Here is a 13,653-nt window from a genome sequence, read left to right as displayed (position 1 = left end):
GAACAATGTCATGGCAGAATCCATTTCTGAGTATTCAAACCATCGGGAAAAACTGTACTCCCAATAAGACGATGATAAACCCGACAATGCCCATGAGCGCCGTCATGGGAGTGACGTATTTTAATGTTTCTCCTTCGGTCATACCGCTCATTTTCCCGATGACCCAGAATCCGCTGTCATTCATCCAGGAGATCGGCTTGGAACCACAGCCTATCGCCAGTGCCAGATAAACCGGATGAAACCCAAGAGTCGTAGATTCAGCAATACCACCTAAGATACCAACCGTGGTGATCATGGCGACAGTGGACGACCCCTGCGCACTGCGAATGGCGGTTGTAATCAAAAACGCCAAAGTCACCAGCGTCAAGGGAGAAACTTGTGGCAGGGATTCGATCAGGTCACTGACCCCCGTTTGTTGCAGCACACCACCAAACGCACCACCGGCAGCCGTGATCAAAATAATCACCCCTCCTGTGGACAACGATGCCTGAATTGAGGTCGAAAGTTCTGACAGTGATGACTTTTTCTGACGAATCAGAGTCGCGAGTGCGATCACAGTAGCGATGCCGAGCGCCATATTTTTATTTCCCAATGTCAAGATCAGTGATTGTATCTCGGGAGAACATATATTTTTGATCGATTCGAATTTCAACATCGTGGAACCAGCAATTAGTATTACGGGAAGCAGAATGGGGGTGAGCGACAACCACAGAGCAGGTAAATCTTCCAGTCGACTTGCGGCCAGTTTGGTCAAATCTTCCTTAGTCACATCGGCAGAATCACGGAAGGGTAAGACACAACGTTTGTTGATCATTACGGCATACCCCAGGCCAAATAACGCCGCGACGCTACCGACGATCATCCCACCGATCATCATTGTTGCAATATCCACACCTAACTGTTCTGCCACAAACAACGGTCCGGGTGTAGGCGGTACCAGCGAATGAGCCATCGTGCCACCGGTTACAATTGCCAGGACATAGAGGAGATAGTTCTTGCCAGTTCGAAAACGCATCGCCTTTCCCAATGGTATCAATAGATAAAAAACCGTGTCGAAGAAGACTGGAATCGCTAGTAAAAACCCACTGGCCATAAACGCGAGTGGGGCCAGTTTTTCTCCCACAAAGTTGACTGACGAACGAACAATACGTTCTGCAGCACCACTTTCCAATAAACACATTCCGATGATGGCAGCCAATGCTATTAAGATTCCAATTTTCGTACACGTGGAACCAAAGCCAGCAGCCACACGCTCACCTACCGATTGTTTCCCCTGCATAATCGCTGCCTGATAATTAGCAGGCGTAATAGCAAAATCATCCAGCTTAATGAGACGGCTTGCACTACCTTCACGAATTTGTAAGTCGGCAATCGCAATTCGCTTGCCTGTTTCAGTAAATTTCGCAGTAACACGTTTGACTTCAGTTTCCGCAATCGGAATCAGCGGAAATTTCGGTTGGTCACGCCCCATGATGAGCAGAAGCATTCCAGGTTGGATAGAACCCAGTTTGTTAATCTCAATCTGGAGCCTCTGATTCTCTCCATCGACCTCAATCAATTTCAGTTTATTTTTTCGCAGTGATGTCTCTTCAATTTGTGAAGCAGGGGTTAAAAATCCCACACAAATCGCCGCGGCTAACAAGGCCAGAAATGCGTGTAAACGAAAAAAGAGCACACCACCAATGACAATGGCCACTCCTGAAAAAATGATAAGTAATACCAAAGTGCTCTGTTCCATTGCCGTACCTGCCTGCGTTTCTGCTTCAGATTATTTTATTTCCCGAAAAAACGTCTTTTTTTTCGATACGTCTAGAAATGAAGAGGGTTAAATTCCCATCAGCCAGTCATTTGAGTCAGTCTGACTCCTGGATCGACTAGAGAACAAGCTTCTTACACTTCTAATCAGGTGAAAAGTCATGACGAGTTTTTCCGTAAATCGAACGACACAAATTGTTTGCCTTTTTCTATTTACATTGTCGGTCCCATTATGCCACTCTTCTACTTTCGCAGCAACAAAGAGTGGCTCACAATCGATCAAACACCAAAGAGTTGATGAAATCGCGACGGCACAGCAGGTTGACGAGCTGATTGAAGCAGAACTCAAAAAAACAAATATTCAGCCAGCGAAACTGGCCAATGATGAAGATTTTCTCCGCCGTGTGACCTTCGATTTGGCTGGAAGAAAACCAACTTCTTCTGAAGTGATCCTGTTCGGCCTGGATGCGAGTCCTGATAAACGAAAAACGATTATTAATGATTTACTTAATTCGGAAAGTTATGCCGTTAACTGGGCGCGGTATTGGCGCGATGTCATTTACCTCCGTGCGACAGACATTCGTTCCCGGATCAATCAGTCTGAGTTCGTAGCCTGGATGACAACTCAACTCGACGAAAATAAAAGCTGGGATCAAATTGCTACCGACTTGCTTACGGCAACTGGGGATGTTCGGGAAAATGGGAGTACCGCATTGATTTTCGCCCATCAAGGTGATCCCGCAGAATTGGCTGCTGAAACTTCACGCATCTTTTTGGGTATCCAGATTCAATGTGCGAACTGTCACGATCATCCCACCGACAAATGGAAACGAGACAGTTTCCATGAGCTGGCAGCTTTCTTCCCCCGTGTCCGGGTGCGTCCGGTTCGAGATGCTCAACGCCGCTCCTTCCAAGTTGTTTCGGTGGATCAAGGTAGCCAATATGATCGACGCTTGCAAATGTTCAAAGATCCCTCACCACTATTTAGAGCATTCGATCGTAACCGGGATGGCAAATTGACAGAGGCAGAAGTCAAACGATCCCGTTTAGCCAGAAATTTCGAGCAAATGCTTGATCGTGGAGATTCAAACTCGGATAAAGCACTGACGATCAAAGAAATTAAAAGCATTGCTCTACCCCCCAATACACGACGTGCCACACCCGAATATCTGATGCCCGACTTAAACGATCCTACTGCTTCCGGTAAAGTTGTTCATCCTGTGTTATTTGTCGGAACAAAAGCCTCTCCTAAAGGGCTCAAAGACCTGGAACGACGGGAAACACTTTCAAAATATCTCACATCCAAATCGAATCCCTGGTTTTCCCGTGCCATAGTAAATCGTATGTGGGCCGAAATGCTGGGTGAAGGGTTTTATATGCCTATTGATGATATTGGACCGGAACGTAGTGCCGTTTATCCCAAAGTGTTAGAGACTCTGGCTGACGGATTCACGGCGAGCCGATACGACCTGAAATGGCTTTATCGTACGATCGCAAACACGCGTGCCTATCAGAGGCAAATGCAAGCCAAAAAACCAGAAGAAATCCAAGCTCCCTTTGCTGCCCAGTCTCCCACACGATTACGAGGCGATCAAGTATTCACAGCGATCACTCAGGTATTCGGCGTGGATGACCTTCAGGCAAACCGTAATCTGAGAGATCGATATAACAGAGGAAATCGCACCGCCCGTAGTCAATTCAGTAATTTGTTTACTTTTGATCCTTCAACCGCGCAGGATGAAATCACCGGTGATGTTCCTCAGGCACTGTTTATGATGAACTCCACAACCATCAATGGATTTCTGAGAAGTAACCAGAACACGAAGCTCGCTCAGATAGCCAGAGATTACCCGAAGAATTCAGATGCGATTCATGAACTCTATTTACTGATACTTTCCAGAGAACCGAGCAAAACCGAAATGAAAGTTTGTCAGGATTATTTTAAATCAACTGATAACCGGAACGAAGCACTCGAAGATCTTATGTGGAGCCTGCTCAATTCCAGTGAATTTATCACAAAACGTTAAGCAGACAGACTGACTGACTGACCGTCTTTTAAAGTTACTTTTGAATCAGTCCCTAACCTCATTTTGAGGAGTTTACAATGAGTCTTTATCACCATCAGCATATTCAAACTCATCGCAAAGGCTTTTCACGTCGTAGTTTTCTGAAAAAATTCTCTATGGGGGCTATGGCCGCGGGAACGCTGAGTTTTCACGACTTAATGAGTGTTTCCGCCGAAGAATTGCGTAAAGAAGGGCGCGCCATGATTCTGCTTTGGATGGCAGGAGGCCCCAGCCAGCTTGAAACGTTTGACCCCAAACCAAAGTCATCAGGTGCAGGAGATAAAAAAGCGATCTCTACTTCTGTTTCAGGAATTGAGATTTCTGAAAATTGGAAGAATACTGCTAAGGTGATGCAGGATATCGCCCTCATCCGTTCGATGACCAACAAAGAAGGGAATCATCAACGTGCCTCCTATCAGATGCATACGGGCTATATTCCGTCAGGCAGTGTGAAGCACCCCAGTCTAGGCTCGAATATCGCACGCGAAATCGGTAACCGAGAACTGGATATCCCCTCGATTGTTTCTGTGGGAACAACCAATGGCGCAGGGTTCCTGGGGGTTGATTATGAACCGTTCAACGTTTCTAACCCGGGAAATACTCCCAATAATGTGGCCGCTACCGTACCGAACCAACGATATCAAAAACGATTAGGATTATTAAACCGTCTGGATTCCGAGTTTGCCGGACGGGGTGGCGAAGTTGTAGTGAAGAACCATAGTAAAATCTATAACAAAGCATCTTCCCTCGTACTGAGTCCTGAAACAAAAGTTTTTGATTTTAGTTCAGAGCCAGAGTCATTGCGTGAGCAGTATGGCGATAACACGTTTGGAAAAGGCTGTCTGCTGGCACGTAGACTGGTAGAGGCCGGCTCAACGTTTATCGAAGTACGTTCGAATGGCTGGGATAACCATGCCAACATCTCGGAAGTGATTACACCGATCTCACAACAAGTAGATACCGGGATGGCAGCACTCATTTCTGATCTCAAAGAACGAGGCATGCTGGAACGAACTCTGGTGGTATGGATGGGTGAATTTGGTCGTACACCTAAAATCAATGCTCGTGGTGGCAGAGACCATTATCCACGCGTGTTCTCAGCTGCTATGGCCGGAGGCGGTGTGCAAGGGGGACAAGTCATTGGCTCATCAACCGCAAATGGCTCGGCTGTTCAGGATCGGCCGGTGAGTGTCGCCGATCTGTTCTGTTCGATTTGTCAGTCGTTAAAAGTTGATCCCAAGAAAGAAAACATGAGCCCACTGGGACGCCCAATGAAGATCGTCGATGGGGGCAAGGTCGTCACAGAGTTATTCTCCTGATAGCAGAAATAACTCTGCCCAGTGAAACAAGAAGGACAGCCGCTTCATGCTCCGGAAGCGGCTGCTTCACTAAGCGCTTTGGCTTGAGCGGCTGAGGTATCAAGTGACAGGGTGATACTCACTGACCAGTGTCCCTGTTCGTCAGCAACAAAATCCCAACGGGGAATGACAACCGAACTCTGATGCACCAGTTCATATCCCCCCTCCGACTGACTGATCGTTTCAATGGGAAAGGTCCAAATATTAGCAGGCGAGGATAAATCCAAAGCAGCATCTAGCCCCAGCCATTCGTCAACCAAGCCAATTCGATCTATTTTTTCCAGGTCCAATTGAGCACCCAACTCTCCCAGTTGCTTACCCAGATGGTTATAGAAATAACGATCACTCGCCCCGGCGGCCATTCCCGCAAAATTAAATTCCACACCAAAATGGAGTGGTACATCAGTGGGTAGCTGCTCTAGTTCGTAATGAAATTCCAGAGTACCTGCTGCTCCTTTTGCCAATGATACAGTCTTAGTCATTTCAATTTGATAAGGACCGACATGTCCCTTACGTTTCATACGTACTTCGCAGTAATCATCAGTGCGACGCATCGAGCTTTGAAAAACTCCCTGCACAAAATCCCCCACTTCTCCTCCACCATCGATCGCAGTCTGTATATCGAGGCCAGGTTGATAAAAATGATCTACCAACGATTTGCGAGGGGTGTCATCATATTTCAATTTCTTATCCAGATCAGGCTGTTTGAAATGCACTGCATTATGAATCTTCCCGAGTTCTTCTCCATTCTGGCTCCCATCCCGTTTCTCCTGTGCCGCTTTACGGATAATTTCATGGTAGGGTTCAGGACGACGATTCAATGTTGCAAGAAGATTCTGTTTTGCCCCCCGTACATCCAATTCATAAAGATGCCCCCCTCCTGCGGGTGCGAGGTAGCTTACGAGACGATTGCTGGCCAGTCGAACTTCTTGACGGGCATCCAGATTGAAATCCGCTGCTTCAACAGTAATCCAGTTTGGTTCGGATCGAGTGATCTTTTCCATTAAAGAATCTGCTGAAATCAAATGCTTATAGATAGCATTTCTGAGATGTGGTAAATACAAGCCTCCAAAGGCTCCATGCCAATATGGGCAATTACATTGTGCCCGATACAATTCCACGCGCGCTTCATTCAGCAAAGGGATATTCTCGGCATCGACTCCTGTTTCTTCCAGGTCTTGCAATCGATCACTGACTTCTAACATTCTGGCATACATTTCATTAAGTTCGGTGTATTTCACACGAAAATTGCGCCAGAACCCCCCCCGTAGATAAGGCTTCAATCGATCAAAGCCTTCTACAGAAGCAAACTTTTCTTTCAAGTCTGCCAGTTCGAGTTGACGTTCCGGTGAAAGTGCCCACTCCGTCATCTCACGATAGCTGGCATCGGGAAGATAACAACTCCCCAAAGGTGAGACCGAATCGACGGCTTCGGAAAGCGTCGTTACTTTTAACCAGTCACCGTTTTGTTGCAGCAGATCTAGAAATTTTTTCAACCAACCATCACGATAAACATGGTCATAAGTTCCAGGCCAGGCTCCAAATTTCTCGCCATCGTCACCAAAGACTACAACTGAATTGGGCTGGTGGTCGGCAATCTGTTTCAGATAATGGATGGTCTCCACGGGATCTGTAAACGGTATTTGATAACGCAATGTTTCGTTGTCTGGAAAGATCTTTAGTAAACGGCCTTCGTCTTCCGACAGATAATAGCCATGCATCTCATCAGCACGAACTCCGGCAGCACTAAAATGCGAGTCATCGAGCAAAGTGTATTCCATACCCGCATCGACCAGATCCGAAGCAAATGCCTGCTCCCAGACACGTTCTGGAACCCACATTCCCCGGATGGGTGTTCCAAACAATTTCTTCAAGTAATCAGTATAAGCCAGGATTTGCCCAATTCGGTCACGTCGAGGAATTCCCGCCAGAATGGGCTCATAAAACGGTCCACCTAGAATCTCTACTTGACCAGATTCAGCTAATCCCCGTACTCGGTCGATGTATTCAGGATGGACATCGACCAGCCATTCTATCAAGCTACCTGAAGTATGTAATGAAAAGGGAATATCAGGGTAATCTGATAAAACATCCAGAAACGGCTGATAGCTGTTTTGATAGGATTCTTCGAAAACCCCTTCAAAATTCCCAACTGGTTGATGGTTGTGAATGACTAATACGAGCCGAAGTCGACAGCCCATGGGCCGCATCCTTTCATCCGTGTAAAACACAGAAATATCAATTACGCTATATAATGGAACCGACTACCGAAATCAGGCCGAGTCGAAAGATCTATTCCATCATATTGCAAATACTGATCCCGCAAGATTTGTTACGAATATAACTTATAGTAAATTCAATCTCAGAAATATCATAGAGCACTTTTTAGGAGAATATAATCCAAGTCCCCTTAAAATCGATACTCTCGATCCTGAAATGCAGATGAATTCGGGTCAATTGTTAAAGCAGGTAATTTTTCGCCAGTTCTTTTAACTGGATTGACTCCGAATGTAACACCTAATTCTCTATTTTATAGTCGAAAGAAGTTCGTAATCCACAATACTTAGTATTGTGGAAATCATTTCATCCAACTCAGGGTCCGAGCTGTTTTTTGAGATGTTTGATAGCCTGTTCAGGAAAAACTGGATTGATAAACATGTTCGTCGAGAGTTCAAAGCCTGCCAGATGCGCTAATCGAGGGTAAATTCGCAGACTCCACGCATAGCCAGATTCCTCAGTCGCGTCAAAGGGTGGTGTTTGAATGACATAATTAAAGTCGTGACTTCCCAGGATTTCTTCTAAAGCCAACAGCAGACGTCGGCTGGTCTGAGCCAAATCATCCAGCTCCTGGTCAGTAGAATCGTCAAAATGCGTCCTTAGAGTACGAGGCACAATCCAGGTTTCAAAGGCAAAGCGACTGGCATAGGGACAAACGACATTAAAGTGTGTGGTTGAAGTCACCAGCCCCGAAAATCCTGATGGCATCTCCTGAGAGAATGTACTGAAAAGAGAATTCTCATGTTGCTCCAGATATCGTCGAGCCGTTTCAAGTTCCTGAGATAAAGATTCGGGAACAACCTGACTGGCGACGAGTTGTGAGTGTGCGTGCCCCAACGAAGCCCCACCGAGAATTCCCTGATTTTTGAAGATGATCACATAATTCAATTGAGGGTCGCACCGATGAACGGCTACGCGATTGCGATACGCATGAAAGATCTCCTGAAATTGGGACAGTCCCAGCCGAGTCACTTGAGTTTCAAATTGAGGACATTCGACAATGACTTCATGCACACCGTATGAATTTTGATCTGAAGATGGATCGTTAGAGGGAATGAGTGCTGGATATTTATTCGCCACCACTCTTAAACTCCAGCCAGGCTGGTTCGGTTCACTTTGCGAAGTACGCACTGCATAGACTTCGGAAGTCGTCTCCGATTCTTTCCCTTCAGCGAAAGGATCTGTTTCTATTTGCACTTTAATATCTTCATCGAATGCAGCAGTTTTCGCGATAGCAATGGGACGCTTGGCACGTTCCGGCGCAAAGATCGTCGTAAAACCCGTTAATGGATCAGTGCGGATGACAGACATAGTATGTAGTTAACTTAAGTGAGATGGAGAACAGGATTCATTACTTACAAGTCAAGGAGAGGAAGAAACGGATTCCGTTTTGTGGGCGCGAATACTGCAGGCGCGCTGATAAACGGAGAGATAATTTTGAGCACTCTGGTTCCAGGACCAGTCTTTCGTCATGCCTGTTTGTATCAGCTGGTTCCAGGTTTGTTTATCAGAATACATCTCAACAGCACGACGCATCTGCCGATATAACACTGTGGCATCAAAGTGCCAGAATGAAAAACCGTTTGCTGTTCCGTTTTCGATATTTTCTCCGGATGCATCGATGACCGAATCAGCCAGTCCCCCTACTTCATGCACGAGTGGCACCGTTCCATAAATGAGGCTATACATCTGGTTTAACCCACATGGCTCAAATTGACTGGGCATCAGAAAAATATCCAACCCGGCTTCTATCTGATGGGCCAGTGCTTCATCAAAGCCGATATAGGTCGCCACCTTATCTGGAAATCGTTTTGCCAGATCCGTAAATGCCACTTCGTGCAATGGGTCTCCCGTTCCCAGAAAAATCATCTGCACATCAGTAGTTAATAGATTTTCTGCCGCATCAAGAATCAACGAAAATCCTTTTTGATCAGTCATTCGGGAAATTGTGCCTAGCAAAGGCACATCTGACCGTTGCGGCAATTCCAATCGCGCTTGTAAAGCTGCTTTACATCGGGGCTTGCCTTGTTCTACAGTTTTCGCACTATAATTTGCTTCGATATTCGGGTCGATTTCCGGGTTCCACTCACTCGGATCCACACCATTCAAAATGCCTACCAAGCGATCTGCATGTGAGTCAAGCACTCCATGCAAACCATAGCCGAATCGCTCTGTTCGAATTTCATTTGCGTAGGTCGGACTGACTGTGGTAATCATGTCTGAGAAAACAATACCGGTTTTCAGAAGGTTTAGTTGACCGAAGAATTCCATTTGATGGCGATTAAAATACTTCCAGTCAATCCCTGTCAACAACATGTCCCAATGCCAATATTGGCCCTGAAATGCCATATTATGAATGGTATAAACAGAAGCCGTCTTTTCAAAATCGGAACGATCCTGATATTCAATATTCAAAAGCGCGGGTATCAATCCGGTCTGCCAGTCATTGGAATGAATTACATCCGGCTTCAGGTTCAGTTTATCTATGAATTCAAGAACAGAGCGACTGAAGAAAATAAATCGCTCACAATTGTCCTGATAATCGCAGCCCCCCTCATGATATAATTCGGGACGATCAAAATAGCGAGGTTGATCTACTAGATAAACCGAGACATTGGAATTGGGAAATTTTGCTTTCAACAAGCAGGCTTCGACATCCTTACTACCTACAGAAATGATGACTTTTTCTGGACAAGTTTCGAAATCGTCTGAGTTGATACCTCGTCTGGCAGTTGATTGAGGATAATAAGGCAAAAACAAGCTGATTTCATGCCCCACTTCTGCCAGTGCTTTTGACAGGGCAGAAGCGACATCAGCCAGTCCGCCTGTCTTTGCAAATGGAATCGCCTCTGAACTTGCTAAAACGATTTTCATAAATTCCCAATCTATTTGGATTCATAATCCACTGAAAAGCCTACAATATCCTATACGTTATTATCTTCTGAATGTAAGGGATCTGTAAACACAAGAAGAGACCTAAGCTTGTCTGTATCACACCATTTCGTAAAGTTTTTTTTAGTCGATCAAGTCCAACTTTTTTTTATGAAGTATTTTGTAGTGCAAATCCCGAGAGAACTATTCAAACTCCAGCTTTACCTAAAGATCAGTTACTGATTTTACCTCTTTGTTCAGTAAAATTAGGAAAGTTCTCTCGCAAAATAACGTATGTGTAATTGCGTATCAATTTCAGATTCGAGATATTATAAGATTTGGCTCCGACAAAGAGATATGATTCTCTACTGATTCTTGCTCAAGGATAAGTTTCACGATCAAAAAATCGATAACTTAACGGCAACTTTACTAATAGCCCATCATGAACACAACACAGAGTCCCAAGTTGCATTATGAATGATCCATCGGTATTTAAGGATGAATCTACTACTGAAGGCTTAACCCAAAATGAGCCTCCACAATCAGGTTCTGCTTCGAAAACTGTGGCGAATTCTCAACCCCATATTCATCATGATGCCTTTTCATGGGAACTACCGGCGGAAGAAATCACTCTGAGAATTCGCTGGTTTGGCCTTTGTGTCGGCTATGTGCTGGTAAATTTAGTCGGAAATAACTCTGCCATTCAAGTTTCTCAGTTAAACTGGATACTGACCTTAGGCGCTGTCTTTGCTTTGGCGGACACCTACTTCAGCTTTCGAGGTCGTGTCTTTCTAGGAGAGTGGCCGATCATTATCTCAGTGATGGAAGCGTTATTTATTGGATTACTCTGCCATTATGATGCGGGCTTAAACAGTCCTTTCCGCTTTTATTATTTCCTCTCCTTGATCGTCTGCTCGATTCGGCATTCTCCATCGATCGCTTACATTACGCTAGCTCTTCATCTTGCGAGCTTCACAACGCTCCTGTTTACCAGCCCCTCGGTTCCCAAGGACTGGCCTACACAATTGATGTTGATGATTGTCTGGATGGGTTGGGTCGCCTGGGCCAGTATTGCATTTTCCAGACTGGTCAAGCGAGCAAGTATGGAGCTTTCTGTTGCCAACGCACAGCTCAAACAAAATCAGGAACTCCTGGAAGAACGAATTGCACGCCGCACCAGTGATCTGCAAGAATCGCAGGCACTTCTTATTCAGCAGGAAAAACATGCTGCCTTTGGCCTATTGGCAGCCGGAATTGCCCATGAAGTTGGTAATCCACTGGCAGGTATCAGCTCTTTAGTCCAACTATGGAATCGGCAGAATAACGATGAATATACTAACAAACGACTTGAAGAAGTGGATGGCCAATTACAAAGAATCCAACGTATTCTTCGGGAACTGATCGATTTCAGCCGCCCGGCAACCAGCGAACGAAATCGCTGTAATATTAACGAACTCATTACAGAGTCATTAAATATCTCAAAATATTATAAACGCAAAAAAGGGAAAAAGATCATTACCCGTTTTGCTGAGAACTTACCAATCGTCCAAGTGGTTCGAGACCAGCTTGTCCAAGTGATTCTCAATTTAATTTTAAACGCGATGGATGCCACTGAAGAGGGCGAATCGATCGAAATTACCACCGAAGCGAAATCCGGTCAAATTCTGATCTCAGTCCACGACAATGGTCACGGAATCCGAGACGAGGATAAAGAGAAACTGTTTCAACCTTACTTTACCACAAAAGCAAAAGGCACTGGTCTGGGTTTGTTTGTTTGTAAAAATATTCTTGAACATTCAAACTCAGGTTCAATTGAAATTGATGATACGGTAAAAGATGGTGCGAGATTTATTGTCTCACTCGATTGTGAAGAACTCAATGGTCTGGCAGATATCCCTCCCGGTCAGGCGAATGAAATTAAATTTGTAACGACATGAAATATCAATAGGACTTAATTCAACGTGCAACTCAACCGATCCGTACTGATTGTCGAAGACGAAGAAGTAATTCGAAGTTCTCTGTCTGAATACCTTACCAGTGAAGGCTACCAAACCATGCAGGCTTCCACTGTCACTAAAGCTCTGGAACTGGCCCGTAGCCAGGATTTCAATGTCGCGATATGTGACGTTCAATTACCTGACGGTGATGGCATTGAATTACTCAGACGATTACAAAATATCAAACCCAGTATCTTTGTGCTGATCATCACAGCCTATGCCACAGTCGAAAATACGATCTCCGCTTTTAAAGCCGGAGCCTTCGATTATTTAGTCAAACCGGTCATTTTTGATGATTTGTCTCATAAACTAAATCGACTCTTTGAATACCAGAAAATCTTTTATGAAAACCAGATCCTGAGACGGGAACTGGCGCGTAGTCCCGGAATTGAAGAAATCGTCGGCAGTAGTAAAACACTACAAAATTTACAAAACACGATTCGAAAAATTGCGGCTACCAATTCGAACGTAGTTCTCTTTGGGGAATCAGGAACGGGTAAGGAGTTATTCGCACGCTCGATTCACTCAAATGGCCCAAATAGGGAGCAACGTTTCCTGGCGGTCAATTGTGGAATGCGACCGATTGAATTATTGGAGTCACAACTATTCGGATCCGCCGCCAGTTCACCGCAGTATCCGCAAGCAGAGCAAACCGGCGTTTTTAAAAATGCGGACGGCGGAACAGTTTATCTGGATGAAATCTCTCAACTTCCCCTGGGAACACAGGGGAAACTGCTACGTGCCATCGAATATGGCGAAATTCTTCCATTAGGTAGTGCGGAACCGGTTAAGGTGGATGTGCGTCTAATCGCTTCCACCACACAAGATCTGTCAGAAATGGTCAAACAGGGTGAATTCGAAGAAGATCTCTTCTATCGTCTGGACGGGATGAAAATTCATGTTCCTGCTTTAAGAGAGCGAGTGGATGATATTCCAGAACTAGTAGAATATTTCATTTCCAAACACTCGAGTAAAATGGGAAAGCGGGTCACAGGAGCGACCAGCGAAACAATTCGCACGCTCATGTCAGCAGAATGGAAAGGAAATGTTCGTCAACTGGACAATGCAATCGAACGCGCCGTCATGATGTGTGACGACAACATGATCTGCCTGAATGATCTTCCACCGGAGTTGCATCAGGATGAGCCGCCTTTACCCGATGTTGATGACTTACGTCTGGCACTTAGACATTACGAGCGAATGCACATCACTCGCGTATTGAAAGACAGCACTGATAAACGTGAAGCAGCCAAACGCTTAAAACTCGGACTATCTAGCCTCTACCGTAAGATCGAAGAACTGGAGATTGAGCTTGAGTAGCAGGTCACC

The 13,653-nt window shown here is 45.2% G+C and carries 8 protein-coding genes; 4 read left to right on the top strand and 4 right to left on the bottom strand.

The window, feature by feature from the left end:
* Nucleotides 1-34: 34 nt before the first annotated feature.
* On the bottom strand, nucleotides 35-1,738 hold the full coding sequence (locus V144x_RS08665) for a GntP family permease (protein WP_144984293.1): 1,704 nt from the start codon (nucleotides 1,736-1,738) through the stop codon (nucleotides 35-37).
* 178 nt (nucleotides 1,739-1,916) lie between these two features.
* Between V144x_RS08665 and V144x_RS08660 the strand changes: the two genes are divergently transcribed.
* Together V144x_RS08660 and V144x_RS08655 are read left to right on the top strand one after the other, a co-directional pair.
* Nucleotides 1,917-3,782, top strand: coding sequence for a DUF1549 domain-containing protein (locus V144x_RS08660; protein WP_144984290.1), 1,866 nt, complete (start codon nucleotides 1,917-1,919; stop codon nucleotides 3,780-3,782).
* 77 nt (nucleotides 3,783-3,859) lie between these two features.
* Nucleotides 3,860-5,140 carry a DUF1501 domain-containing protein gene (locus V144x_RS08655; RefSeq protein WP_144984287.1) on the top strand — a complete coding sequence of 427 codons (1,281 nt, stop codon included), beginning with the start codon at nucleotides 3,860-3,862 and terminating at the stop codon, nucleotides 5,138-5,140.
* 44 nt (nucleotides 5,141-5,184) lie between these two features.
* On the opposite strand, the gene V144x_RS08650 is transcribed toward V144x_RS08655, so the two are convergent.
* The 3 genes from V144x_RS08650 to glgA all read right to left on the bottom strand — a co-directional run bounded on the left by V144x_RS08650 (nucleotide 5,185) and on the right by glgA (nucleotide 10,330).
* On the bottom strand, nucleotides 5,185-7,380 hold the full coding sequence (locus tag V144x_RS08650) for an alpha-amylase/4-alpha-glucanotransferase domain-containing protein (protein ID WP_144984284.1): 2,196 nt from the start codon (nucleotides 7,378-7,380) through the stop codon (nucleotides 5,185-5,187).
* A gap of 391 nt (nucleotides 7,381-7,771) precedes the next feature.
* Nucleotides 7,772-8,767 carry a galactose-1-phosphate uridylyltransferase gene (locus tag V144x_RS08645; RefSeq protein WP_144984281.1) on the bottom strand — a complete coding sequence of 332 codons (996 nt, stop codon included), beginning with the start codon at nucleotides 8,765-8,767 and terminating at the stop codon, nucleotides 7,772-7,774.
* Between the two features lie 51 nt (nucleotides 8,768-8,818).
* Nucleotides 8,819-10,330, bottom strand: a complete 1,512-nt coding sequence (glgA, locus tag V144x_RS08640) for a glycogen synthase GlgA (RefSeq protein WP_144984278.1) — start codon at nucleotides 10,328-10,330, stop codon at nucleotides 8,819-8,821.
* A gap of 470 nt (nucleotides 10,331-10,800) precedes the next feature.
* On the opposite strand from glgA, the gene V144x_RS08635 reads away from it, so the two are divergent.
* Together V144x_RS08635 and V144x_RS08630 are read left to right on the top strand one after the other, a co-directional pair.
* On the top strand, nucleotides 10,801-12,264 hold the full coding sequence (locus V144x_RS08635) for a sensor histidine kinase (protein ID WP_144984275.1): 1,464 nt from the start codon (nucleotides 10,801-10,803) through the stop codon (nucleotides 12,262-12,264).
* A 24-nt stretch (nucleotides 12,265-12,288) separates the two neighbouring features.
* On the top strand, nucleotides 12,289-13,644 hold the full coding sequence (locus tag V144x_RS08630; protein WP_144984272.1) for a sigma-54-dependent transcriptional regulator: 1,356 nt from the start codon (nucleotides 12,289-12,291) through the stop codon (nucleotides 13,642-13,644).
* Nucleotides 13,645-13,653: the final 9 nt, after the last annotated feature.

Origin of the sequence: Gimesia aquarii (assembly GCF_007748195.1) — a bacterium.
GTDB lineage: Bacteria > Planctomycetota > Planctomycetia > Planctomycetales > Planctomycetaceae > Gimesia > Gimesia aquarii.
This window is presented reverse-complemented; position numbering and strand designations above follow the sequence as displayed.

Excerpts from the sequence above, each read along its gene's own strand:
- V144x_RS08665 (WP_144984293.1), bottom strand. The coding sequence starts at position 1,738 with ATGGAACAGAGCACTTTGGTATTACTTATCATTTTTTCAGGAGTGGCC.
- V144x_RS08660 (WP_144984290.1), top strand. The coding sequence starts at position 1,917 with ATGACGAGTTTTTCCGTAAATCGAACGACACAAATTGTTTGCCTTTTT.
- V144x_RS08655 (WP_144984287.1), top strand. The coding sequence starts at position 3,860 with ATGAGTCTTTATCACCATCAGCATATTCAAACTCATCGCAAAGGCTTT.
- V144x_RS08650 (WP_144984284.1), bottom strand. The coding sequence starts at position 7,380 with ATGGGCTGTCGACTTCGGCTCGTATTAGTCATTCACAACCATCAACCA.
- V144x_RS08645 (WP_144984281.1), bottom strand. The coding sequence starts at position 8,767 with ATGTCTGTCATCCGCACTGATCCATTAACGGGTTTTACGACGATCTTT.
- glgA (WP_144984278.1), bottom strand. The coding sequence starts at position 10,330 with ATGAAAATCGTTTTAGCAAGTTCAGAGGCGATTCCATTTGCAAAGACA.
- V144x_RS08635 (WP_144984275.1), top strand. The coding sequence starts at position 10,801 with ATGAATGATCCATCGGTATTTAAGGATGAATCTACTACTGAAGGCTTA.